At 73.2% G+C, this 24,009-nt stretch carries 22 protein-coding genes; 12 read left to right on the top strand and 10 right to left on the bottom strand.

Annotation, left to right across the window (positions count from 1 at the left end):
- Positions 1–8 precede the first annotated feature (8 nt).
- The 4 genes from ASF45_RS22340 to ASF45_RS22355 all read left to right on the top strand — a co-directional run bounded on the left by ASF45_RS22340 (position 9) and on the right by ASF45_RS22355 (position 7,926).
- Positions 9–2,459: a TonB-dependent receptor gene (locus tag ASF45_RS22340; RefSeq protein WP_056668100.1), complete on the top strand. Its 2,451-nt coding sequence runs from the start codon at positions 9–11 to the stop codon at positions 2,457–2,459.
- A 70-nt stretch (positions 2,460–2,529) separates the two neighbouring features.
- Positions 2,530–3,870: a sigma-70 family RNA polymerase sigma factor gene (locus ASF45_RS22345; protein ID WP_056668103.1), complete on the top strand. Its 1,341-nt coding sequence runs from the start codon at positions 2,530–2,532 to the stop codon at positions 3,868–3,870.
- Between the two features lie 176 nt (positions 3,871–4,046).
- A complete protein-coding gene (locus tag ASF45_RS22350) occupies positions 4,047–6,521 on the top strand; it encodes a TonB-dependent siderophore receptor (RefSeq protein WP_235581001.1) in 2,475 nt (824 codons plus the stop codon).
- Positions 6,522–6,558: 37 nt separating this feature from the next.
- A complete protein-coding gene (locus tag ASF45_RS22355; RefSeq protein WP_369802156.1) occupies positions 6,559–7,926 on the top strand; it encodes an NAD(P)/FAD-dependent oxidoreductase in 1,368 nt (455 codons plus the stop codon).
- A 4-nt stretch (positions 7,927–7,930) separates the two neighbouring features.
- On the opposite strand, the gene ASF45_RS22360 is transcribed toward ASF45_RS22355, so the two are convergent.
- Together ASF45_RS22360 and ASF45_RS22365 are read right to left on the bottom strand one after the other, a co-directional pair.
- Positions 7,931–8,716 carry an alpha/beta fold hydrolase gene (locus ASF45_RS22360; protein ID WP_056668113.1) on the bottom strand — a complete coding sequence of 262 codons (786 nt, stop codon included), beginning with the start codon at positions 8,714–8,716 and terminating at the stop codon, positions 7,931–7,933.
- A complete protein-coding gene (locus tag ASF45_RS22365) occupies positions 8,713–9,471 on the bottom strand; it encodes an SDR family NAD(P)-dependent oxidoreductase (protein ID WP_056668115.1) in 759 nt (252 codons plus the stop codon). Before ASF45_RS22365 ends, ASF45_RS22360 begins: the two co-directional genes overlap by 4 nt.
- A gap of 110 nt (positions 9,472–9,581) precedes the next feature.
- Here ASF45_RS22365 and ASF45_RS22370 point away from each other — a divergent pair, with 110 nt between their 5' ends.
- Complete coding sequence (locus tag ASF45_RS22370) at positions 9,582–10,559, top strand: tripartite tricarboxylate transporter substrate binding protein (protein WP_056668119.1); 978 nt, start codon at positions 9,582–9,584, stop codon at positions 10,557–10,559.
- A 24-nt stretch (positions 10,560–10,583) separates the two neighbouring features.
- Here the strand turns inward: ASF45_RS22370 and ASF45_RS22375 are convergent, their stop codons facing one another.
- Both ASF45_RS22375 and ASF45_RS22380 read right to left on the bottom strand, forming a co-directional pair.
- Positions 10,584–11,609: a sensor domain-containing diguanylate cyclase gene (locus ASF45_RS22375; protein ID WP_056668122.1), complete on the bottom strand. Its 1,026-nt coding sequence runs from the start codon at positions 11,607–11,609 to the stop codon at positions 10,584–10,586.
- 208 nt (positions 11,610–11,817) lie between these two features.
- A complete protein-coding gene (locus ASF45_RS22380) occupies positions 11,818–12,303 on the bottom strand; it encodes an Lrp/AsnC family transcriptional regulator (protein WP_056668125.1) in 486 nt (161 codons plus the stop codon).
- Positions 12,304–12,379: 76 nt separating this feature from the next.
- Here ASF45_RS22380 and ASF45_RS22385 point away from each other — a divergent pair, with 76 nt between their 5' ends.
- A complete protein-coding gene (locus ASF45_RS22385; RefSeq protein WP_056668128.1) occupies positions 12,380–13,288 on the top strand; it encodes a DMT family transporter in 909 nt (302 codons plus the stop codon).
- 280 nt (positions 13,289–13,568) lie between these two features.
- On the opposite strand, the gene ASF45_RS22390 is transcribed toward ASF45_RS22385, so the two are convergent.
- A complete protein-coding gene (locus tag ASF45_RS22390; protein ID WP_056668134.1) occupies positions 13,569–14,507 on the bottom strand; it encodes a LysR family transcriptional regulator in 939 nt (312 codons plus the stop codon).
- 107 nt (positions 14,508–14,614) lie between these two features.
- On the opposite strand from ASF45_RS22390, the gene ASF45_RS22395 reads away from it, so the two are divergent.
- A complete protein-coding gene (locus ASF45_RS22395) occupies positions 14,615–15,376 on the top strand; it encodes a sulfite exporter TauE/SafE family protein (RefSeq protein WP_056668136.1) in 762 nt (253 codons plus the stop codon).
- A 10-nt stretch (positions 15,377–15,386) separates the two neighbouring features.
- Here ASF45_RS22395 and ASF45_RS22400 read toward each other — a convergent pair whose 3' ends face one another.
- The 5 genes from ASF45_RS22400 to ASF45_RS22420 all read right to left on the bottom strand — a co-directional run bounded on the left by ASF45_RS22400 (position 15,387) and on the right by ASF45_RS22420 (position 20,012).
- A complete protein-coding gene (locus ASF45_RS22400) occupies positions 15,387–16,229 on the bottom strand; it encodes a dienelactone hydrolase family protein (RefSeq protein ID WP_056668140.1) in 843 nt (280 codons plus the stop codon).
- 78 nt (positions 16,230–16,307) lie between these two features.
- A complete protein-coding gene (locus ASF45_RS22405) occupies positions 16,308–17,018 on the bottom strand; it encodes a DUF502 domain-containing protein (RefSeq protein ID WP_056668141.1) in 711 nt (236 codons plus the stop codon).
- Entirely contained in the window at positions 16,967–18,661 is a 1,695-nt protein-coding gene (locus tag ASF45_RS22410) for a hypothetical protein (RefSeq protein ID WP_056668144.1), read from the bottom strand. The genes ASF45_RS22405 and ASF45_RS22410 overlap by 52 nt, the downstream gene beginning before the upstream one ends.
- Positions 18,658–19,251: a YceI family protein gene (locus ASF45_RS22415; protein WP_056668147.1), complete on the bottom strand. Its 594-nt coding sequence runs from the start codon at positions 19,249–19,251 to the stop codon at positions 18,658–18,660. Before ASF45_RS22415 ends, ASF45_RS22410 begins: the two co-directional genes overlap by 4 nt.
- Complete coding sequence (locus ASF45_RS22420; protein ID WP_200932191.1) at positions 19,248–20,012, bottom strand: CDP-alcohol phosphatidyltransferase family protein; 765 nt, start codon at positions 20,010–20,012, stop codon at positions 19,248–19,250. The genes ASF45_RS22415 and ASF45_RS22420 overlap by 4 nt, the downstream gene beginning before the upstream one ends.
- 30 nt (positions 20,013–20,042) lie before the next feature.
- Here ASF45_RS22420 and ASF45_RS22425 point away from each other — a divergent pair, with 30 nt between their 5' ends.
- Genes ASF45_RS22425 through ASF45_RS22445 form a run of 5 tightly spaced genes read left to right on the top strand, consistent with a single transcriptional unit; the run spans position 20,043 to position 24,009 of the window.
- Positions 20,043–21,047, top strand: coding sequence for a zinc-binding alcohol dehydrogenase (locus tag ASF45_RS22425; RefSeq protein WP_056668150.1), 1,005 nt, complete (start codon positions 20,043–20,045; stop codon positions 21,045–21,047).
- Positions 21,044–21,685, top strand: a complete 642-nt coding sequence (locus ASF45_RS22430) for a DUF938 domain-containing protein (RefSeq protein ID WP_056668153.1) — start codon at positions 21,044–21,046, stop codon at positions 21,683–21,685. The genes ASF45_RS22425 and ASF45_RS22430 overlap by 4 nt, the downstream gene beginning before the upstream one ends.
- A gap of 4 nt (positions 21,686–21,689) precedes the next feature.
- The gene (locus ASF45_RS22435; RefSeq protein ID WP_056668156.1) at positions 21,690–22,097 is read left to right on the top strand and encodes a 6-carboxytetrahydropterin synthase; all 408 of its coding nucleotides are present in this window, start codon (positions 21,690–21,692) and stop codon (positions 22,095–22,097) included.
- Positions 22,097–23,143, top strand: coding sequence for a glycosyltransferase family 4 protein (locus ASF45_RS22440; RefSeq protein WP_056668159.1), 1,047 nt, complete (start codon positions 22,097–22,099; stop codon positions 23,141–23,143). Before ASF45_RS22435 ends, ASF45_RS22440 begins: the two co-directional genes overlap by 1 nt.
- Complete coding sequence (locus ASF45_RS22445; protein WP_056668162.1) at positions 23,140–24,009, top strand: class I SAM-dependent methyltransferase; 870 nt, start codon at positions 23,140–23,142, stop codon at positions 24,007–24,009. Before ASF45_RS22440 ends, ASF45_RS22445 begins: the two co-directional genes overlap by 4 nt.

Genomic DNA, 24,009 nt, shown 5'->3' on the forward strand with positions numbered 1-24,009 from the left:
CGAGCACCATGCACGCATTTCCCGCCACCACGCTTTCCGCCGCACTCGCGGCCTTCTGCGCCATCGCCGGCCCGCTGGCCACACCTGCCGCACGGGCCCAGACCGCCGCGGCCCAGCCCGTGGCCTACAGCATCCCGGCCGGCCCGCTCGATGCCGCGCTGACCGCCTTCGCGCGCAGCTCCGGTGTGCTGCTGGCCTACCAGCCCGAACTGGTGCGCGGCCTGGCCAGCTCCGGCGTGCAAGGCAGCCTGCCGCCCACGCAGGCCCTGGCCACGCTGCTGGCCGGCACCGGCCTGCAGGCGGTGGTGGCCGAGAACGGCACCTGGACGCTGCGCCGCGCCGCCGAGCCCGCAGCCGCCGCGCGCCCGGCCGCCACCGCCACCGGCGCCGCCGGCGTGGCACTGCCCGAAGTCCGCGTGACGGCCCAGGCCGAACGCGACGGCCGCACCGAAGGCACCGAGAGCTACACCGCCGCCGGCCCCAGCGGCGCCGCCACGGGCCTGGCGCTCACGCTGCGCGAGACGCCGCAGTCGGTCAGCGTCATGACGCGCCAGCGCATGGACGACTTCCACCTGGAAACGCTGGCCGACGTGCTGGTGCAGACGCCCGGCGTCACCGTGAGCCGGCAGGCCGACATGACCACCTTCAACGTGCGCGGCTCCACGGCGAACCTGAAGATCGACGGCAACCGGCTGCTGTCCAGCGGCTGGGGCTGGAACAGCCACATCATGTATTCGCTGGACGACATGGCCGAGATCGACCGCGTCGAGGTGCTCAAGGGCTCGTCGGGCCTGGTCAACGGCGATGGCGCCTACGGCGGTACCGTCAACCTGGTCCGCAAGCGGCCCACGCGCGAGTTCCAGGCCAGCGCCAAGGTCGGCGTGGGCAGCCGGAACACCTACCGCGCCGACGCCGACATCAGCGGCCCACTCAACGCCGCCGGCACGCTGCGCGGGCGACTGGTGGCCGCGCACAAGGACGCGGACTCCTTCCGCGACCGCCAGCACAACCGCAACAGCACGGTGTACGGCACGCTGGAGGCCGATCTCACGCCCGACACCGTGCTCGGCGTGGGCCTGACCTACAAGGAGCGCACGCTGCGCGGCGCCGCCGGCACCACGCCGATCCAGGCCTTCTCGGGCGATGGCGTGGCCGTGGCGCGCATGCCGCGCTCCTACAACAACGGCGCTTCCTGGGCCGGCTACGACCAGGAGTCGCTGGGCCTGTTCGCGCGGCTGGAGCACCGCTTCGCCGGCGGCTGGTCGGCCCGGCTGCAGCTGGCGCGCGACACCGTGCAGACGCCCGACATGCGCATCGGCTACCTGCGCTACGCGCTGCCGGGCCAGGTGCAATACAACCGCTACACCGACATCCACGACCGCAACGACAGCCTCAGCCTGGACGTGCAGGGCCCGTTCCAGCTGTTCGGCCGCCAGCACGACCTGCTCGTGGGCATCGGCAACACACGCGCGCGCACCACGCTGCTGCGCGGCAGCAGCCTGAACGCCACGCTGGCCGCGGCCGGCGTCACCTACGCCGGTGGTGGCGCCGGCATCGCCGAACCGGACTGGAACAGCCTGTCCTATTCCAACGACCTGTTCAGCCGCAGGAACCGCTACGCCTACGCCACCAGCCGCTTCAACCTGGCCGACCCGGTCAAGCTCATCGTCGGCGCACGCGTGACCGACTACGACCAGAACGACGTGACCGACATCGGTTGGTACAACTACCAGATGCACGAACGCGGCGTGGTCACGCCCTACGCCGGCCTGGTCGTCGACGTGGCGCGCGACATCTCGGTCTACGGCAGCTACGCCAGCATCTTTTCGGCGCAGAGCGCCAAGGACGCATCCGAACGCGCGCTGCCCCCGGAAGAGGGCAAGACCTTCGAGATCGGCGCCAAGGGCGAGTTCTTCGACAAGCGCCTGAACGCCAGCCTGGCCTACTTCTGGATGCGCACCGACAACACCGCCGAGGAGGTGGGCCTGAACGACAACGGCGAGAGCATCTACCGGGCCGTGGACGGCGTGATCCGGCGCGGCTACGAGCTCGAACTCTCGGGCGAACTCGCGCGCGGCTGGCAGGCCCAGGGCAGCTACGTGCAGAACGACAGCAGCCTGAGCAGCACCTCCACCACGCCCAGGCACCAGTTCAAACTCGGCAGCAGCTACCGCTTCGCGGGCGGCGCGCTGCAAGGCCTCACGCTGGGCGGCGGCATGCGCTGGCAGAGCGCTATCTCCACCAGCCGCGGCGCGGCCACGCTGCGCCAGGACGCCTACTGGCTGTTCGACCTCATGGCCCGCTACCAGATCGACCGCCACCTGAGCGTCACGCTCAACGTGGACAACGCCTTCGACAGGAAGTACTTCTCGGGCGTCACCAACTTCACGAGCCAGGGCCTGTTCTACACCTGGGGCGCGCCGCGCAGCGTGAACCTTGGCGTGCGCTACGACTTCTGAGTCGCCAGGCGCGGGCGCTGCCGGCGCAACGAGAGGATGAGAATAGTTCTCGATAGAATGCGCCGCATCCATGAAGCGCGAACCGGCCACCATGCCGCCAGCGGACGGCATGGCGGCCGACTGGTCGCCGGTGCCGGCTGGCCTGGCCAGCCTCTACCGGCGTTGGCGTTTGCCGCTGGTGCGCCTGTTGCAGGGCCGCCTGGGCAGCCGCGCCGACGCCGAGGACCTGGCGCAGCAGGTGTTCGTGCGCATGGCCGCCACCGGCCGCATGCCGCTGGCCGGCAAGGAGCAGGCCTACCTGGCCCGCTCGGCCACCCATGCCGACATCGACGCGTGGCGCCGGCGCGGCGGCACGCAGGCCCTTGAACTGGTCTCGGCGCAGGACTGCGGCGACGCGCTGCAGTCCCTGCCGGCCGATGCGGCCAGCGACCCGCTGGACACCGCCCACCACCGCCAGCAGCTGGCCCGGCTCGATGCCGCGCTGGCCGAGCTGCCCGCGCGCCAGCGCGAAGCCTTCACGCTGCATGCCGTGGAGGGCCTGACGCAGGAGGACGTGGCGCAGCGCATGGGCATCTCGCTGCGCATGGTGTCGCGCCACATCGGCCGCGCGCAGGCGCATTGCGCGCTGCGGCTGCGCCATGGGCCGGTTGTGCCAACGTCGAAACCGTCCACGCGCCGCACGACCCTGGCCCGCGGCGCGGTACTGGGGCTGCTGGGCTGCCTGGCGCTGGGCGGCGGCTGGCACGCCTGGAACGGGGCGCCGCCGCAGCGCCTGCACTTCGCCACCGGCCCGCACGAGACACGCGAGGTGACGCTGCCCGATGGTTCGCAGGTGGCGCTGAACATAGGCAGCCGGCTGGAGGTGCGCTACGAGCCGCGCCGGCGCGTGCTGACCCTGGCGCAGGGCGAGGCCTTCTTCCGCGTGGCGCCGGACCCGCAGCGCCCCTTCAGCGTCGATGCCGGGCACAGCCGCGTGACCGTGGTCGGCACCGCCTTCAACCTGCGCGCAGCGCCCGCGACGCTGGTGCTGCAGGTGCAGCAGGGCCAGGTCGAGCTGCGGCCCGACCTGCGTGCGGCCCAGGGTCCCGTGCTGCGGCTGGGCCCGGGCGCCGGCATCGCGGTGGACATCGCCACCGGCCGGCACCAGGCCGTGCCGGCGCCGGTCCAGACGGTGGGCGACTGGCGCAGCGGACACCTGCGCCTGCAGCGCATGCCGCTAGGCGAGGTGGCCCAGGAACTGGCCCGCTACCTGGGCCGGCCCGTGCGGCTGGCCAGCCCGGAACTGGCGCAGCTGCCGGTGTCGGGCTACCTGGCCACCGCAGCGCCCGAGGGCTTCCTGGAACTGCTGCCCGACCTGGTGCCCGTGCGCGTGCACCGCGAGGCCGGTGGCTGGACGATCACCCAGCGCTGAATTTTTTTGGTGCGCAGGTTCGTGTTGCGCGCCGATCGCGCGTCTTTCACAGCAACGGCCGGAATTTCCCGGCCGTCCGGCTGCCAGCCACCTGCCCCGGACCACCGGGGCCCAGCCAACGGCCGCACACCCGCGGCGCGCTCAGCGCGCCGCCATGGCAACCACAGGATGTGCAGATGCGGACACGCAGGATGGGGGGCGCGCGCGGGCGCGCGATGGAGCAGGCGGGCACGGCCCGGGGACCGTCGGCAGCGCTGCTGCTGACCGGCGCGCTGGCCGTGCTGGCGGCACCGCAGGCGCGGGCGCAGCAGCCGGCGCAGTTCGAGATCGCGGCCCAGCCGCTGGCGGTGGCGCTCGGTGCCTTCGGCCGGCAGGCGGGGGCGCAGCTGTTGTTCGACGAGGTCGAAGTGGCCGGGCGCCGCGGCCAGGCGGTGCAGGGTCTGCTGCTGCCGCGCGAGGCGTTGGCACGGCTGCTGGCCGGCAGCGGCATGGCCATTGCCAGCGAGCGTGCTGGCGGCTTCGTGCTGAAGGCGGTGGCACCGCCGCCGGCCGAGGGTGCGTCCGGTGCGGTGCTGGCCCCGGTCACGGTCAAGGCACAGGCGCTGGCCGACGGCACCACCGAGCGCAGCGGCAGCTACACCACGCGCTCCACCGCCACCGCCACGGGCCTGCCGCTGTCGATCCGCGAAACGCCGCAGTCCGTCAGCGTCATCACGCGCCAGCGCATGGAAGACCAGGGCCTGACCCAGCTGACCGACGTGGCGGCCCAGACCGCCGGCCTGGTCGTGGCCCAGGGCGGCAACGTCGGCTCGGACAGCTCGCCGATCTACTCGCGCGGCTTTGCGGTCGACAACTACATGGTCGACGGCATCAAGATGCTGGAGAGCTACTCCAGCATCTTCCAAAGCCAGGACATGGCCTTGTACGACCGCGTGGAGATCGTGCGCGGCGCCACCGGCCTCATGAACGGCTCCGGCACGGCCAGCGCCGCGATCAACATGGTGCGCAAGAAGCCGACGCGCGCGTTCCAGGCCTCGGCCCGGGTGGAGGCCGGTTCCTGGGACCACTACCGCGCCGACCTGGACGTGGGCGGCCCGCTGAACGCCGCCGGCAGCCTGCGCGGCCGCCTGGTCGCGGCGAAGCAGGACGCCAAGTCCTACATCGACCGGCTGCAGGAAGACCGCACCGTGCTGTATGGCGTGCTGGAGGCCGATCTGGCGCCGCACACGCTGCTGCGCGCCGGCCTGAGCGAGCAGCGCCACGACTCCACCGGCCATGCCCGAGGCGGCCTGCCGGCCTACTACAGCGACGGCACGCGCACGCACTGGGCCCGCTCCGACTCGGCGGCGCCGGGCTGGTCGTACTCCAAGCGCCACAGCACCTCGGGCTTCGTCGCGCTGGACCGCGCGTTCGACAACGGCTGGGAGCTCCAGGCCACGGCCATGCGCACCGTCACCTTCTCCGATGAACTGGTCGGCTACGCCAGCGCCGGCAACCCGGTGCGCGAGACCGGGGCCGGCGTGGGCATCTGGGCCACCCACTGGGAGTACAAGCCGCGCCAGAACGTGCTGGCGTTGCAGGCCAAGGGCAGCTTCGGCCTGTTCGGCCGCGAACACGATCTGGTGGTGGGCGCCACGCACGCACGCACCCAGCGGCACAGCCCGTCCTACACCAACTGGACCCATGCCGGCTGGAGCAACGCCATCGACAACATCTACACCTGGGACGGCAGCAGCCCCGCGGCGCCGCCCAACCCGGCCGTCGGCACCAACGCCATGGACGAGCGCAGCAACAGCGCCTTCGCCTCGGTGCGGCTGCGCGCCACGGATGCGCTGTCGCTGATCGCTGGCGCGCGCGTGACCGATTGGCGCCGCGGCACGGCGAGCACCAGCAACCGCACGGGCGTGACGACCACCACCTTGCTGCGCGAGACCGGCGAGGTGATCCCCTATGCCGGCGTGGTGTTCGACATCGACGCGCACTGGTCGGCCTACGCCAGCTACACCACGATCTTCCAGGCGCAGAGCCAGAAGACCGTGGACGGCAGGTACCTGGACCCGCTGATGGGCAACAGCCGCGAACTGGGCATCAAGGGCGCCTTCTTCGACGACCGCCTGAACGTCTCGGCCGCGGTCTACGAGACGCAGGAGGACAACAAGGCCATCGCCATCACCGACAGCTTCGCGCCCGATGGCTCGCAGGCCTATGAAGCCACGTCCGGCACCAAGAGCCGCGGCTTCGAGCTCGAGCTAGCCGGCCAGCTCGCGCGCGGCTGGGAGGTCTCCACCAGCTTCGCGCGCAACCAGACGCGCGACCGCCTGGGCGCCCCGCTCAACACCAACGTGCCGCAGAGCGTGGCCAAGCTGTACACCTCGTACCGCCTGCCGGGCGTGGGCAACGGCCTGGTGGTCGGCGGCGGGCTGCGCTGGCAGAACCAGATCTACACCGACAACCTGGGGCCGGCGCGGACGCGCTTCGTCCAGGGCGCGTATGCCGTGGTCGACCTGATGGCGCGCTATGCGGTCACGCCCAAGCTGCAGGTCTCGGTCAACCTGCAGAACCTGTTCGACAAGTGGTACTACATGAGCACCGGCAACAGCTACTACGGCGCGCCGCGCTCGGTGCGCGTGGCATTGGACCTGCGCTACTGAGGGCAAGCCGGCGGCGGTGCCGCATGCGCTGCCCATAATGCCCCGCATGCAAGCACCATCTCCTGCCGGCGCGCGCCCGCGCGTCGTCATCGTCGGCTGCGGCTTCGGCGGCCTGGAAGCCGCGCGTGCGCTGGCCGGCGCGCCGGTCGACGTGACCGTGGTCGAGAAGACCAACCACCACCTGTTCCAGCCGCTGCTCTACCAGGTGGCCACGGCCGGCCTGGCCGCGCCCTCGATCGCGGCCCCGGCGCGGCTGCTGTTCCGGCGCCAGCCCAACGTGACCACGCTGCTCGGCGAGGTCACCGGCATCGACGCCGCGGCGCGCAGCGTGCAGCTGGCCGATGGCGAGCGCCTGGCCTACGACCACCTGATCGTGGCGGCCGGCGCCACGCACAGCTACTTCGGCCACGGCGACTGGGCCGTGCATGCGCCCGGACTCAAGACGCTGGCCGATGCCTTCGAGATCCGCCGCCGCGTGCTGCTGGCCTTCGAGGCGGCCGAGCGCGAGCACGATCCGGCCCGGCGCCGCGCGCTGCTGACCTTCGTCGTGATCGGCGCTGGGCCCACGGGCGTGGAGATGGCCGGCACGCTGGCCGAGATCGCGCGCCACACGCTGACCGGCGAGTTCCGACGCATCACGCCGGCCGATGCCGAGGTGCTGCTGGTGGAGGGCGGCGCGCGCGTGCTGCAGGCCATGCCGCCCGCGTTGAGCGAACGTGCACGCGAACAGCTGCAGGCCCTGGGCGTGCGCGTGCGGCTGGCGGCGCTCGTCACGCGCATCGACGCCGAGGGGCTGGACATCACACTGGACGCCAACATGCCGCAGGCACGCACCGAGCGCATCGCCAGCCGCTGCATCACCTGGGCGGCCGGGGTCGCCGCCTCGCCGCTGGGCCGGCTGGTCGCCGAGGCCACGGGCGCGAGCCTGGACCGCGCCGGCCGCGTGCAGGTGGGGCCCGACCTGAGCCTGCCCGGCCACGCCGAGATCAGCGTAGTCGGCGACCTGGCCGCCGCCATGAGCCATATGCCGGGCCAGCCGCCCAAGCCCGTGCCGGGCGTCTCACCGGGCGCCAAGCAGATGGGGCGCTGCGCGGCGGCCAACGTGCTGGCACGCATTGCGGGCCGGGCCACGCAGCCCTTTCGCTACCGCGACTGGGGCAACCTCGCGACCATCGGCCGCCATTCGGCCGTGGCCGACGTGCCCACGCCGTTCGGCCCGCTGCGTTTCTCGGGCTACTTTGCCTGGCTGTTCTGGCTGTTCGTGCACATCTTCTTCTTGATCGGCTTTCGCAACCGGCTCATCGTGCTGATGGACTGGGCCAGCGCCTACTGGACCTTCCGCCGCCACGCACGCGTGGTGCACGACGTGCAGGCGCCGCCAGCGCCGCCAGTGCCACCGAGGTAGCGCATCAGCCGACGCCGGCCAGCAGCCGCGCCACGGCCGCCAGCACCGGCTGCGGCTGCTCGCGGTGCGGCACATGGCCGCAGCCGGGCAGCAGCAGCGTCTCGGCCGTGCCGGCCACGCTGGCCGCGATGCGGCGCGGGTGCACGAGCGAGCCGTACGCGTCGTCCTCGCCATGGATGGCCAGCACCGGGCAGCGCACGGCCGGCAGCACGGCGTGGATGGACCAGTCGGCGAAGGCGGGCGACAGCCAGGTCTCGGTCCAGGCGGCGAGCACCCAGCGCGCCTTGTCGCCGTGGTAGCGGGCCAGGCGCTCGATCTGGCCGGGCTCGGTGAACTGCGCCTTGGCCACGCGGATGCCTTCGAGCGTGCGGTCCTCGGCAAAGGTCTGCGCCGACTCGGTGACGAGCGCCGTGCAGCGCTCGCCGAACGCGGCCGCCGTCTCCACGGCCATGGCACCGCCCACGCTGTGGCCGAAGGCCACGAAGCGCGCCAGGCCCAGTTGCTCGGCGAGGGCCGGCACATTGGCCTGCGCCTCGTGGCGCACGAAGGCCGGCGTCAGCGTCTCGCTGCAGGCATCGGACTGGCCGAAGCCGAGCCGGTCGTAGGCCACCACGCGCCGACCCGCCGCCTGCGCCAGCGCGGCCGGGAAGTCGCGCCACAGCGCCACGCTGCCCAGCGAGTCGTGGAACAGCAGCACGGGCGCGGTGTCGGCAGCGGCGCCCTCGGGCGTCCAGCTGCGCGCGAACAGCCGGCCGGCCGGCGTGGCGACCAGGTGATCCGATGTCGTCATGCGGGATCGCGCACGTCGGCCACCGGGTTGGCGCCGAAGTCGGGCCGCGCCAGGTAGGCCAGCACGCGCGCCGCCGCCTCTTCGGGCGAGGTCAGCTGCCCGCCCGCATGCATCTTCGCGAAGTTGCCCTGGTCCGGGAAGCGCGCCACGTCGGCGCCGCGCAGCTGGGCCTGCATGTCGGTGTCGATCACGCCGGGCGCGAGCGAGCAGACCTTGGCGCCGTTCGGCCGCGCCGCCTCGTCCAGCGCCATGCAGCGCGTGAAGTGGTCCATGCCGGCCTTGGCCGCGCAGTAGGCCGACTGCGAGGCCTGGGCGCGCCGGCCCAGGCCGGAGGAGATGTTGAGCACGCGGCGCTGGCCGCTCCAGCCGCCCGTGGCGCCCAGGAAGGCCGCGCACAGCTGCATCGGCGCCTCCAGCCCCACGCGCAGGGCGCGCGCCAGGTCGGCCGGGTCGGAGTCGCTGAGCGGCACCAGCGCGGGGATCACGCCCGCGTTGTTGATCAGCGTGGCACTGGCCCAGCGCGCGCCGTGGTGGCCGCTGAGCCAGTGGTCCAGCCGCGCAGCCACGGCCGCGCCGTCGGCCAGGTCGGCCTGCCATTGCGTGCACTGGGCGCCGCCGGCCTGGGCCAGTTCGGCGTTGGCCTGGCGCGCGATGCACAGCAGGTGCTGGCCTTCCTGCAGCAGCTGCCGGGCCATGGCCAGGCCCATGCCGCGCGAGGCGCCGGTCAGGATGGTGAGGTGGGAGGAGGTGGTCATGGCAGGGTCGGGAGCGGGGAGGCGGCCATGTTAGGCCAGCGCGGGCGCGACACCTGCGCGGGCGGCCCGGGGCGACACTGCGCGGTGACAAGACACCAAGGAGACACACCATGCCGACATTCCGCCGCCAACTGCTCGCCGCCGCTGCCCTGGCCCTCGGCGCGGCCGCCGCGCCGCCCGCCTTCGCGCAGGCCTGGCCCGAGCGGCCGGTCCAGCTGGTCATCCCGTACCCGCCCGGCGGCAGCGCCGACCTCGTGGCCCGGCCGCTGTCGATCAAGCTGCAGGAGCGCCTGGGCCAGCCCGTGGTGCTGGAGTACAAGCCCGGCGCAGGCGGCACGCTGGCCTCGCAGTACGCCGCGCGCGCCAGGCCCGACGGATACACCTTCATCATGGTGCTGGCCGCGCACGCCATCAACGCCAGCCTGTACCCCAGGCTGCCCTACGACACGCGCAAGGACTTCGCCCCGGTCTCGCTGGTGGCCAACCTGCCGCTGCTGGTCACGGGCAGCAGTTCGCTGAAGGCGCGCACGGTGCCCGAGCTCATCGCCGAGGCCAAGGCCCACCCTGGCAAAGTGACCTTCGCTTCGGCCGGCAACGGCAACACCAGCCACCTGGCGGCCGAGTACTTCAGCACGGCGGCCGGTGTGAAGATGACGCACGTGCCCTACAAGGGCAGCGCGCCCATGGTCAACGCGCTGCTGGGCGGCGAGGTGAACCTGGCCTTCGACAGCGCCTCGACGTCGCTGCCGCATGTGAAGGCCGGCAAGCTGCATGCGCTGGCCGTGACCGGCGAGCGCCGCATGCCCATGCTGCCGGAGGTGCCGACCATGCAGGAGCTCGGCGTGCCCCACTTCGTGGTGAACGGCTGGTACGCCATCCTCGCGCCAGCGGGCACGCCGGCCGAGATCACCGAGCGGCTGAGCCGCGAGATCGCCACCGTGGTGGCCCAGCCCGAGATCCGCGCCCAGCTGGAGGCCAGCGGTTACCAGCTGGTCGGGTCCACGCCAGCCGCGCTGGGCGCGCACATCGACGCCGAACTCACGCGCTGGGCGAAGGTGGTCAAGGACTCGGGCGCGCGTGTGGATTGAGGCCCGCGGCGGACAGGGGCAGGCTCAGCCCGGCCTCTTCTGCGCCGCGCCCCGGCGCGCCTGCTTGACCTCGTACATCAGCGCGTCGGCAGCCTGCAACGCTGCCTCGACATCCAGCGTGCCCGGCAGCACACCCAGCACGCCCACGCTGGCGCCGGGGTAGTGCAGCTTGAGCTTGTCGAGCCGGTACTCGCCCGCCGTGGCCTGCAGCACGCGCAGCTGGAAGGCGTCGCGCGCGGCGGGCAGGTCCTCGGGCCGGTCCGGCCCCAGGCCGACGACCACGAACTCGTCGCCGCCCCAGCGCGCGGCCAGGTCTTCCTTGCGCTGCACCGCGCGCAAACGGTCCGCCAGCGCCACGAGGAACTGGTCGCCGGCGTCGTGGCCATGCCGGTCGTTGATGGCCTTGAAGCCGTCCAGGTCGATGAAGGCCACCAGCACCGGCGTGCCCTGCCGTACGCCCAGCGCCAGCAGGCGCTTGAGTTCCTGCTTGAGCGCACGCCGGTTGGCCAGCTGGGTCAGCGGGTCGGTGGTGGCCAGCGCGGTCAGGCGGGCGTTGGCATGCAGGAGCTTTTGCAGCAGTTCCTCGCGTTCCACCTGCTGCGCGATCAGCTTGGAAAACAGTGCCAGCATGCGCTGCGCCTGGGGCGGCAGCTCGTGCCGTGTCGCGCTGGCGGCGCACAGGGTGCCGTACAGCGCCCCGTCGGCCTTGTGCACGGGCGTGCTGAGGTAGGTCTGGATGCCGAGCTCGCGCGCCGCGGCGGAGTCGCCCCAGCGTTGGTCCACGTCGTTGGCGAAGGGCTGGTTCGCGTCCAGCGCGCGCTTGCACAGCGTGTCGCCCCACGGCACGGACAGTCCCTCGGGCAGCTGCATCGTGCCGACGTTGCGCGCGTACAGGATCTCCTGCACGCTGTGCTGCAGGTCCACCGTCGTGAGGTAGGTCGACTCCATGCCCGTGACCGACTCCAGCATTTCCAGCAGCGGCCGCGTGAGCTCTTCCAGCGTGCGGGCCGAGGTGACGGTGACGGAAAGCTGGTCGATCAGGTTGTCCATGGGAACGTTCTTGGTTTGTTGTTGCGCACGGGCGCAGAGTCTAGACAAGCATGCCGGCGGCACGGAAACCGTGTGTGTCCATTCCTGTCAGCTTCTACAGGTGGATCGCCGCGGGCCTGCGCAACAGTTCCGTGCGACGGGAAGCCGGGGGCGGCGCATCGCAGCGCGTGCGCCCCTTCGCGCGGCCGTTCGGGTTGCCGGCCGGGTCTCAATCCTGCAGCACCGGCACCTGCAGCCCGAGCTTGAGGCACCCCAGTGCCACCGAGGTGCGAAAGCGGCGCACGTTCTCGTCGCCGCGCAGCAACCGCTCGACCAGCGCGTCGTAGTCGGCCATCGAGGCCGCGGTGACGACCAGCAGGTAGTCGGCCTCGCCCGTGATGGCGTAGCACTGCTGCACGGCGGGTTCGGCCGCGATGCGCGCATGCAAGCCGGCCGTGCGCCGCGGGTGCTCGTCGTGCACATGCACCTCCACCAGCAGCGTGAGCGGGCGGCCGAGCCTGGCGGCGTCGAGCTGGGCCGCCTCTGTGCGGATCACGCCGGTCTCGCGCAGGCGCTGGATGCGCCGCTGCACGGCCGGGGCCGACAGGTGCACCGCCTGCGCGATGAGGCGCTGCGGCACGGTGTTGTCGCGCTGCAGGATGTCCAGGATCGCGAGGTCGAAGCTGTCCAGGGCGTTGGCTGCTTTTGCGGGCATGGGTGTGAGCGAAAGTTGCGTTCGACGGGCCAAATCCAAGTCAGAACCAGAGGCCTGGCGCAATACATTCTCGCGAATGTCTTCGCACCGCCCCCTTGCCGCTTCCTCTTTCTGGTTTCCCTTCCTGGCCATCCTTGGCGCCGTCGGTTTCCTGGGCATCGGCACCTCCTGGGCCAAGACCAGCCTGTTCCCGCTGGTGGGCGCGCAGGGCACGACGGCCGTGCGCGTGGGCCTGTCGGCCGTGGTGCTGCTGCTGTTGTGGCGGCCCTGGCGGCGCCTGCCCGGCCGCGCCGACCTGCGCGTGATCGCTTGCTACGGCGTGGCGCTGGGCCTCATGAACCTGGCGTTCTACATGGCGCTGCGCACGCTGCCCTTCGGCGTGGCCGTGGCCATCGAGTTCTCGGGTCCGTTGGCGGTGGCGCTCTACGGCTCGCGCCGGCCGGTGGATTTCATCTGGGTGGCGCTGGCCGTGGCCGGGCTGGCGCTGCTGCTGCCGCTGGGGCACGGCGTCGACACGCTCGACCCGGTGGGGGTGGGCTTCGCGCTGCTGGCGGCGCTGTGCTGGGCCACCTACATCGTGTTCGGCAAGCGCGTGGGCCATGTGCCGGCGGGCCTGTCGGTGTCCCTGGGCCTGGCCGTGGCCGCACTGGTGGTGCTGCCGGTGGGCGTGGCGCATGCGGGCACGGCGCTGCTTTCGCTGCCGGTGCTGGGCATCGGCCTGGGCGTGGCCATCCTGTCCAGCGCGGTGCCGATCTCGCTGGAGATGCTGGCGCTGCAGCGGCTGCCCAAGCAGGCCTTCGGCATCATGATCAGCATGGAGCCGGCCGTGGCCGCCGTGCTGGCGCTGGTGCTCCTTGGCGAGCGGCTCAGCGCGGCGCAGTGGCTGGCGATCGCGCTGATCATGGCGGCCTCGATGGGCAGCGCCGCCACGGCCAGGCCGGCCGGCGCCAGGCGGGGAGCCCTGGCCGCGGCCAGCGCCCCGTGAACAGCGGCACGCGCCGTGACGCCATCGCAGCCACGCCTTCCTGGAAGTCCTCGGTGCCGAACTGGCGGTGCTGCTCGGCGCTCTCGGTCGCCACGGCCTGGCGGATCGCCTCGACCAGGCCGCTTCCTGCGCCATCAGCTGGTCGACCAGGCCCATGGCCAGCGCCTCCTCGCCGCCGACGCGCCCAAGCCCGGGTGGAAGCCGAGCCGGTGGGGGTGGGCCGAGATGGTGATGGCGCTGGGCACGCTGGGCGACTTCCAGCGCCGCGAGTCCGAGCGCTTCAGGCGGGTGGCCGACGCCGCCGGGATGGCGCCGCGCTGAGCGCGCCGGGGGCCACGCCGGCCAGCAGGTGCTGCACGAACAGCTGCGCGGCCGGTGCCAGCGCCTCGCCCGCCCGCAGGCACAGCACGAGCTGGCGCGCCGCCCAGTCCTCGGCCAGCGGCACGCGCTGCACGCCCGCGCTGCGGGCGCAGCGCACGGCCACCGCGCCCGGCACGATGCCCAGGCCGATGCCCTGGCCGACCAGCCGGCAGACCGATTCGAAGCTGCGCAGGCGCACGCGGTAGTCCAGGCGCCGGCCGATGCGGCGCGCATGCCGCGCCAGGTGGGCGTGGAAGGCGCTGTGCTCGGACAGGCCGACCAGCGGCGTGGCCGCCACCTCGGCCAGCGTGACACCGACCCGCCCGGCCCATGCATGGCCGCGCGGCACCACCAGCACCAACGGATCGGGCCACAGCGGATGCACCGAGAGCCCGACGAGGTCGGCCGCGTCCGAGGCCAGGCCGATGTCGCACAGGCCCAGGCGCAGCGCGTCGGCGATTTCCTCGCTGGGGCGCTCCTCCAGGTCCACCGAGATGCCGGGGTGGGCGGCCAGGAAGCCGCTCAGCACGCCGGGCAGGTGCTCGGCCATGGCCGAGGTGTTGCACAGCAGCCGCACCTGGCCCTGCAGGCCGGTGCCGTAGCGGCCCATGTCGGCCTGCAGCCGCTCGACCTGCAGCAGCAGCTGGCGCGCATGCAGCAGCAGGCTGTGGCCGGCCGGCGTGGGCTGCACGCCGCGCGGCACGCGCACCAGCAGTGGCACGCCCAGCGAATCCTCCATGGCGCGGATGCGCTCGCTGGCCGAGGCCAGCGTCATGTGGCTCGCCGCGGCGCCGCCCGTGATGGAGCCGGCCGCGTGCACGTGGGCGAACAGGCGCAGGTCGGTCAGGTCGAAGCGCATGCCCGCACGCTAGCACGCGGGCGCGGCCCGCGCCTCAGGCATTGCCTGAGCCGGGCTGCGCGCATGCCGGCTGGTGGGGCAGGGCGGCGCTGCGCAGAATCGGCGCCATGCTCCTGTCCGACAGCCTCGCCCGATCGCCGTTGCTGCTGCCCACGCTCGTGGCCGGCGTGTTCCTGCTGGCCGGCCTGGTCAAGGGCGTGGTGGGCATGGGACTGCCGACCGTGGCGCTGGGCCTGCTGGCGCTGTGGATGTCGCCGGCCGAGGCCGCGGCCCTGCTGATCTGGCCCTCGCTGCTCACCAACCTGTGGCAGATGCAGCCCTGGGGCCGGCTCGCCGCCATGCTGCGCCGGCTCTGGCCCATGCAGGCCGGCGTGGTGGCCGGCACGCTGAGTGGGGCCTGGGCTTTCGGTGGCTTGGGCGGTGCGTGGGCGCCGGTGGCGCTGGGTGGGGCGCTGGTGGTCTACGCGCTGTGGGGGCTGGCGGGGCGTCGGCTGTCGGTCGCACCCAGGGCCGAGCCGGTATGGGGCCCGCTGGTCGGCATCGCGACCGGCCTCGTGACCGCTGCCACGGGCGTGTTCGTGCTGCCGGCCGTGCCCTACCTGCAGGCGCTGCGCTGGAGCAGCGAGGAACTGATCCAGGCCATGGGCATCTCGTTCACGGTGTCCACGCTGGCACTGGCCGCGGGCCTGCGATTCGGCAGCGCCCAGGTGGACATGCCCTGGGGCCTGTCGCTGGCCATGCTGGTGCCGGCACTGGCGGGCATGGCCCTGGGCGCGGCGCTGCGGCGCCGGCTGTCACCGGCACTGTTCCGGCGCTGCTTCTTCCTGGGCCTGCTGGCGCTCGGCGCGCACATGCTGCTGCGCGGCTGAGCGCGCAGGATCAGGCCAGCGCCTTGCCGAAGGTCGCGAGCAATCGCGTCCAGGCGCGTTCGGACTGGGCCGCGTCGTAGACCCGCGTGTCGGGCGGGCACCAGCCATGGGCCGCCGGGTACACCTCCACTTCGGCCGGCAGCTTGGCGCTCTCGATCGCGGTGCGCAGCGTGGTCTTGGCCTCGGGTTCCTTGGCGTCGTCGTTCTCGGCCACCGCGATCAGGTAGTGCGCCTGCGTCTGGCCTACCAGGCGGTGCGGGCTGTCGGGCGCCTGCGTGACCATGGCCGCGCCATGGAAGCTCGCGACCGCGCCCACGCGGCCCGGCGCCACGGTGGCCGTGCGCACCGCGATGGGCCCGCCCATGCAGTAACCCGTGGTGCCGATCTTGCGCTTCTTGTCGACCTCGGGCTGGGCGTCGAGCCAGGCCACGAAGGTCTTGCCGTCGCTCAGGTGCATGGCCGGCGTCAGGGCCTGCATCAGCGGGCGCACTTCCTCGATCGGCGTCTGCCCACCCTGGGCCGCGGTGGGCGCCTTCTTCTGCCGGTAGAAGGGGTTGACCACCAGCACGCTGTAGCCCGACTCGGCCAGGCGCTTTCCCATCTGCCGGAAGGCGGGGCGCAGGCCGAACACGTCGGGCCAGACCAGCACGCCGGGCGCGCTGCCCGAGGTCGGGGCGACGAAGTACGCATCGCAGACACCATCGGGCGTGGTGATGCTGACCTCGCGTTCGGCCACGGCCGCGGCGTTGGCCACGGCGGGCAGCGCGGTCAGCAGGCCGGCGGAGGCGGCCCAGGCGCCGAAGTCGCGCCGGGTGTACTTGTGGAGCTCTTCCTGGTCGTTCAGATCGCACATGGTGGTTTCCTTTGCATTGGCTCGAAAAACAGCCGGGCTTATGCCACGGATCGGGATGACCGGCAACGCGGCAGGGCTTCAGGTCGGCGGCGTCGGCGCCTGCCGCCCGTTCATGTACTGGTTGGTCGTGAGTCCCATGGACACGTAGATGCTGGTCAGGCCCTCGATGCCCACGTCGGCCCGGCTGACCCAGTCCTCTGGCACGTAGAGCAGGCCGCCGCCCACGGGCACGGGCGCGGTCGGCACCAGCACGCCCAGGTAGCGACGGCCGCCGTCCATGACGACGGGCTCGGGCGTGCACAGCAGCGCCAGCACGGCGACCTTCTGGCTGTCGGCCGGCTGCGCCTCGGGATCCGGGCGGCCGCCGAAGTGCAGCCAGACCGGGCTCATGGAGCCCAGGCCGTCGCCGCTCTTGCGCGAGAACAGGTCGACCATGCGCTTGACCACGTCGTAGATGTTGCGCACCAGCGGAATGCGCTTCATGAGCCGGTCGACGATGCGCTGCAGGCCGCGTTGCAGCCCGGCCTCCACCAGCACCCCCAGCACGTAGATCGCAGCGCACAGCAGCAGCAGGCCCAGTGCGTAGCCGATGGATTCCGAGCGCGTGACGGAAAAGCCGATCGCCACCAGCACCGAGCCGAACAGGCTGGACGGGCCGAACCAGGCCGCCAGCAGCTGCCAGAACCAGCCCAGCAGCGTCAGCGTGGCGGCCAGCGGCAGCACGGCCAGCAGCCCGGTCAGGAACGGGCGGGCGAGGTGTTTGGACTGGGCCTGCAGGCGGGTGAGCATGGTGGTGTGGCGGCGACGGGTTGGTTGGCGGCGGGCGATGGTAAGCCCCCGGCGCTGCCGGCGAATGCCCGCAGCAGCAGCGGTGTCAGCCCGTGCATGTCGGCGAGCGCGGGGCCGCGCGGCGCCAGGCCCGCGCCGAAGCCGGCGTCCAGCAGGCGCTGGCGCAGCTGCGGATCGTGCGCGATCACGTGCACGGGCACGTCCCAGGAGCCCTGCTCGCCGCTCACGCCCGGGAAGGCCTGGTGGTCGCCCAGCACGATGGCGACCAGGCCTGGCGGTGCCAGCCGCTGCAGGTAGTCGCCCAGCCAGGCCCAGGTGCCGGCGATGGACTGCACATAGGCCGGCACCGGCGTGCGCAGCGAGACCGGCTCGTCCAGCGCCACGGCGAGCTGCGGCGCGGTGTAGGGCGCCGGGCCGGCGAGCCGCGTCCAGTCGGCCACGAAGGGCGCGAGCGGGCGGAACGGCGCGTGGCTGTCCAGCGTGGGAAAGACGACGAAGCGCGGTGCGCGCGGCTGGGGGGCGGCGAGTTCCTGCGCGTGCAGCAGCGCCATGGCGGCCTGGTCGGGCAGCCGCGCGGGGCCGAACAGCGGGCCGGTGTAGCCGATGCTGCGTGCATCAGCGATGCGGTCAAAGCCGAAGAAGCGGCCTTCGGGCCAGTCGCGCTGCAGACCCGGCATCCAGCCCACGGTGCGCCAGCCCTGGGCACCGAAGTGCTGCACCAGCGTGCGGCGCTGGCTGCTGAGCAGCAGCTCGTAGTCCAGCGGGTCGCGCGTGTCCACGCCCGTGAGCAAGGCGCCGTGGGCGAGCCAGGAGGCGCCCGCGAAGGTGGGCGAGCGCACGCGCGCCGACACGGCCCAGCGGCCGCTCGCGGCGATGGCATCGGCCAGCGCGGCACGCGGGGCGGCCAGCGCGGCGTCCTGCGCCGGCCGGTCCAGCGTGCTGACGCCGTAGGACTCGGAGAACAGCAGCAGCACGTCGGCGCCGTGCAGGCCTGCGAGGTCGCTGTCCCAGGCCGGGCTGGGCGTCAGGCGCTCGGCCGCAGCGTCGCGCGGCAGCAGCAGCGCCGTCAGTGCGAGCTGGCGCGCCAGCACGGGCGTGATGCTGCCGGCGAACCAGCGGTGCCGGTCCAGCCCCTGCACACCGTGCGCAGCGAACAAGGCCAGCAGCAGCACGCTGGCGCCCTGCGCCGCATGGCGCAGTGGCCGAACCGTGAGCGCGCTGGCCAGCATGCGCCAGCTGGCCAGCAGCAGCCGGTACAGCAGCCAGCAGGCCAGCGCGAGCGCCCCGGCGCCGGCCGCCACCTGCCAGCGCGCGGCGCCCTGGTCCGCCAGCACCTGGCCCAGGTGGCGGCCGTCCCAATAGACGTGCAGCGTGCGGCCGTACAGCGCGGCCGAGGTGATTTCGGCCAGCCGCACCACGGCCAGCACGGTGCAGGCCGCGGCCAGTGTGCGCAACAGGCGCGGCGGCAGGCGACCGCGCCAGGTGGCCCAGGCAGCGGCCAGCAGCAGCGCGATGCAGAGTTCGGGCGCGATGCGCGCCGTCAGCTGCGGCCAGGGCGAGGGCCCCGGATTGACCAGCGTCAGCAGCGCATTGAGCCCCAGCAGCGGGACGGCCAGCTGCAGCAGCGGCCAGGCCCGGCTCACTTGCGGACGGCCTCGAACTCGATCAGCAGCTGCACCTCGTCGCCGACCCAGCCGTTGGCCACGCCGTAGTCCATGCCGAAGGCGCTGCGCTTGAAGCTGCCGCGCGCCGACACGCCCATGGTGGGCACCTTGGTGATGGGCGAGGGTGCGCTCTTGTTCCAGGTGGCGGTGAGTGTGAGGGGCTGCCTGCGGCTCAGCAGTTCCAGCTCGCCGGCGATCTCGTACTGGCGTTCGCCCGTGCGCCTGCCGCCTGGCGCCGTGAAGACCATGCGCGGGAAGCTGGAGGCGTTGAGGAAGTCGCCGCCGCGCAAATGGCGGTCGCGGCCGTTGTGCTGGCTGGTCACGCTGTCGGTCTCGACCTCGATGCGCACCGCGCCGAGCTGGCCGCTGGCCTCGTCGAAGCTGTAGCTGCCGCTGGCCTTGCGGAACTGCCCCAGCACCTTGGCGTAGCCGATGTGCTCGACCAGGAAGGCCAGCGTCAGGTGGTCGGGGTCGATCTCGTAGCGCGCGCTCTGTGCGAAGGCTGGCAGGGCGGCGCAGAGCAGGCCGGCGCACAGGGCACGGCGCAGGCGGGCAGGGGCATGGGTCATGGGCGGGCCTCGGTGGTGTGCCGGCGTGCGAGCCAGGCGATGTCGACGGCAAAGGACCAGGCCAGCAAGGCCAGGCTGGCCGCGGCCAGCGCGGCCGACCAGTCGGGCGCGATGACCGGGCCCAGGCACACGATCAGCGCGACGATCTGCACCACGCAGACCGTCTTGCGCCGCCAGCTGGGCGGCAGCGGCGCCTCCAGCCAGGGCCACAGGCGCGCGGCCAGCACGAAGGCGTAGCGCATGCCGCCCGCGGCCAGCACCCAGGCGCCGGCCTTGCCGAACTGCAGCACCAGCGCGCTGAGCACGAGGATCAGCAGCGCGTCGGTCTCCATGTCGAAGCGCGCGCCGAAGGCGCTGGCCTGCCCGCGGGCGCGCGCCAGCGGCCCGTCGACGGCGTCGAGCACGGCTGTCAGCGTGGCCAGCAGCACGGCGCCCCAGGCCAGCGGGGGACGGGCCGCCAGCGGCTCGCCCAGCGCGGCGGCCAGCAAGGCGGCCAACGCCAGGCGCGCCAGCGTGATGGCATTGGCCGTGCCGAAGCGCCGGTGCGGCGCATGCTGGGCCAGGCCCTGCCAGACGCAGACCGCGCCGAGGCCGAACAGCACCAGCGCCTTGGGGATGTACCAGGCACCGAAACCGGCGAGCAGGCGCGCGGCGAGCGCTGCCGCCAGCAGCGCAAGCAGGGCACAGCCCAGCGCGAGCGCGGTGTCGCGCTGCAGGGCGGCACGGTCGGGTGCTGCGGCAAGGGCATGGGCGGGGGGCAAGGCACTCCTCGATAAGATGCCCGACCAAGCATGCCAGCAACGCATTCACCAAAGGTGTCCAAGGGTTACAGCGCCTGCTGGACCGAAGCGCCCGGCCGCGCCGCGCTGCGCGGTGGCACGCTTCCTGCGCTGCCCGAAGGCAGCGTGCAGGTGCGCACGCTGCACAGCGCCGTGAGCCGCGGCACCGAGCTGCTGGTGTTCCGTGGCGAGGTGCCCGACAGCGAACACCGCCGCATGCGCGCCCCGTTCCAGGAGGGCGATTTCCCCGGCCCCGTGAAGTACGGCTATGCCAGCGTCGGCGTGGTCGAGGAGGGTCCGGCCGACTGGCTCGGCCGCCCGGTGTTCTGCCTGCACCCGCACCAGACGCGCTACCAGGTGCCGGCGGCGGCCGTGCATGCGCTGCCCGCGGGCCTGCCGCCCGCCCGCGCGGTGCTGGCGGCCAACATGGAGACCGCCGTCAACGCGCTGTGGGACGCCGCACCGCGCCTGGGCGACCGCATCGCCGTGGTCGGCGGCGGCGTGGTGGGCCTGCTGGTGGCTTGGCTGGCCGCGCGCATGCCGGGCTGCGCGGTGGAGCTCGTCGACGTGCAGCCCGAACGCGCGGCCGTGGCCGCGCGGCTGGGCCTGGCCTTCGCGCTGCCGGCGGCGGCGCGGCCCGACGCCGATCTCGTGGTCCATGCCAGCGGGCAACCGCAGGGCCTGGTCACGGCGCTGGGCCTGGCCGGCTTCGAAGCCCAGGTGCTGGAGCTGAGCTGGTACGGCCGGCGCGCCGTGACGCTGCCGCTGGGCGAAGCTTTCCATGCCCAGCGCCTGAGCCTGCGCAGCTCGCAGGTCGGCCAGGTGGCCGCGGCCCAGCGCGGCCGCTGGAGCCATGGCCGGCGCATGGCGCTGGCGCTGGACCTGCTGCGCGATCCCGCGCTCGACGTGCTGCTGACCGACCATGCCCCGTTCGACGCATTGCCTGCCGTGCTGCAGCGCCTGTCGGATGGCGCGCCACAGACCCTTTGCCAACGCATCGACTACCCCCCACCATGACCATCGCTTCCACCCTGCGGCACCTGGCCCAGCACAGCCCGGCCAGCGAACGCAACCGCGAACCCATCCTCGAGCGGCTGCTGCAACTGCTGCCGCCTTCGGGCAATGCGCTGGAGATCGCCAGTGGCACGGGCCAGCACGTGGCCTTCTTCGCGGCACGCATGCCGGGCTGGATCTGGCAGCCCAGCGACCGCACGGACGGGGCCTTCGCCTCCATCGACGCCTGGTGCGCGCAGGAGGGCGCGGCCAAGGTCCATGGTCCGGTGCTGCTGGACGCCACCGCGCCGCGCTGGCCGGACGAGGGCCCGGCCTTCGAGCCCGGCAGCTTCGACCTCGTGCTGTGCGCCAACATGCTGCACATCGCGCCCTGGGCCGCCTGCGCCGGCCTCATGCAGGGCGCGGCGCGCTGCCTCGCGCCGGGCGGCCGTCTCGTGACCTACGGCCCCTACCTGGAGGCCGACGTGCCGACCGCGCCGAGCAACCTGGCCTTCGATGCCGACCTGCGCCAGCGCGATCCGCGGTGGGGCCTGCGCGCGCTGTCCGATGTGGTGGCCGAGGCCAACGCGGCCGGCCTGCGGCTCGCCGAGCGCCACGCCATGCCCGCCAACAACCTGCTGCTCGTCTTCCAACCCGCCTGAATCCATGTACAGCGTCAACGTCCGCGACCACTTCATGATCGCCCACAGCTTCCGCGGCGAAGCCTTCGGCCCAGCGCAGCGCCTGCACGGCGCGACCTACGTGGTCGATGCCACCTTCCGGCGCCGTGCGCTCGATGCCGACGGCATGGTGGTCGACATCGCGCTGGCCACCAGCGTGCTGCGCGAGGTGCTGGCCGAATTCAACTTCCGCAACCTGGACGACGAAAGCGCCTTTGCGGGCCAGAACACCACGACCGAATTCATGGCCCGTGTGGTGTTCGAGCGCATCGCTGCGCGTGCACAGGCCGGTGAACTGGGGCCACACGCCCATGGCCTGGCGTCGCTGCGCGTGCGGTTGCACGAGTCGCACGTGGCCTGGGCCGAATACGAGGGCCCGCTGGCGCCGGCCTGATGGCGCGCCGCTGCGTGTTCCTCGTGCCCGGCGATGCGCAGGCGCGCACCGGCGGCACGCTCTACGACCGCCGCATCGTCGCCGGCCTGCGTGCGCAGGGCTGGCGGGTCGACTGGTGCTCGCCCGGCGACGGCTTCCCCTGGCCCGACGCGGCAGCGCGTGCGCAGGCCGCGGCCTGTGTCGAAGCCTTGCCCGACGGTGCGCTGGTCGTGGCCGATGGCCTGGCCTTCGGCGCGCTGCCGGAACTGGCCGAGCGCCATGCGGCGCGCCTGCGCTGGGTGGCGCTCGTGCACCACCCGTTGGCGCTCGAAAGCGGGCTGTCGGCGCAGGCGCAGACCCAGCTGCAGGCCAGCGAGCGGCGTGCGCTGGCCTGCGCGCGCCAGGTGCTTGTGACCAGCCCGGCCACCGTGGGCGCGCTGCAGGCCTACGCCGTCCCGGCCGCGCGCATCGCGGTGGTCGAGCCGGGCACCGACCCGGTGGCGCCGGCGCGGGGCAGCGGGCAGGGCCTGTTCCTGCTCTGCGTCGCCACGGTCACGCCGCGCAAGGCCCATGCGCTGCTGCTGCAGGCGCTGGCCGGCCTGCGCGAGCGGCCCTGGCACCTGCACTGCGCGGGCAGCCTGGCGCGTGACGCAGACACCGCCGCCGCGGCCCGGGCCCTGGCGCAATCGCTGGGTCTCGCAGACCGGGTGACCTGGCACGGCGAAGTGGATGCGCAAGCGCTGCAGGCTCTGTATGCGCAGGCCGACCTGTTCGTGCTGCCCTCGCTGTACGAGGGCTATGGCATGGCCTTCGCCGAGGCGCTCGCGCACGGGCTGCCCGTGCTCGGCTGCGCGGCCGGCGCCGTGCCCGACACCGTGCCGGCCTCGGCCGGCGTGCTCGTGCCGCCCGGCGACGGCGTGGCGCTGCAGGCCGCGCTGCAGGCGCTGCTCGACGATGCGCCGCGGCGCCGGGCGCTGGCCGACGGCGCCCATGCGGCCGGCCAGCGGCTGCCGCGCTGGGAGCAGTCCGCCGCGCGCTTCGCGGCCGTGCTGGAGGCCGTGGCATGAGCGGATTCAGCCGCGGCTGGCTGGCCTTGCGCGAGCCCTTCGACCGGGCCGCGCGTGCCGCCAGCGACACCGCGCTGGCGGCCTGGCGCCCGGCCGGCCCGCTGCGCGTGCTGGACCTGGGTTGCGGCACGGGGGCCAGCCTGCGTGCACTGGCGCCGCGCCTGGGTGGAGTGCAGCACTGGCACCTGGTCGACCACGACCGCGCGCTGCTGGACGCGCTGCCCGACCAGCTGGCGGACTGGGCCGCGCAAGAGGGGCTGCGCCTGCGCACCGCGCCCGGGCTGCTGCAGCTCGAAGGCCCGCAGCTGCGGGTGGACATCGTGCGCACGCAGGCCGACCTTGCGACGCAATTGGACGGGCTGCCGTTCGCGGGCAGTGCGCTCGTGACGGCATCGGCCTTGCTCGACCTCGTGTCCGAGCCCTGGCTGGCCGCGCTGGTCGGCCACTGCCGGGCCGCGCGCGCCGCGGTGTGCTGGGCGCTCGACGTGGACGGCCGGATCGAATGGTGGCCGCACGATGCCGGCGACGCGCAGGTCCTGGCCTGGTTCGGCACCCACCAGCGCCGCGACAAGGGCTTCGGGCCCGCGCTGGGGCCCACGGCCACGGCGCGCGCCACCGCCTTGCTGCAGGCGGCCGGTTACCGCACGCAGGTGCTGGCCAGCGACTGGCTGGTCGAGGCCGGACGCAGTGCGCACGACGACGCCATGCTGCAGGCCCTGTTGGAGGGCATGGCCCTGGCCGCCACCGAGCAGGCGCCGCAGGCGGCGGCCACCGCGCAGGCCTGGCGCGCACGCCGCGCCGCGCCGCAAGCCGGCAGCCAACTGCGCGTGGGCCACGCCGACCTGCTGGCCTGGCCGGTGCCATGA

The sequence above is a fragment of the Pseudorhodoferax sp. Leaf265 genome, assembly GCF_001422365.1.
GTDB lineage: Bacteria > Pseudomonadota > Gammaproteobacteria > Burkholderiales > Burkholderiaceae_C > Pseudorhodoferax.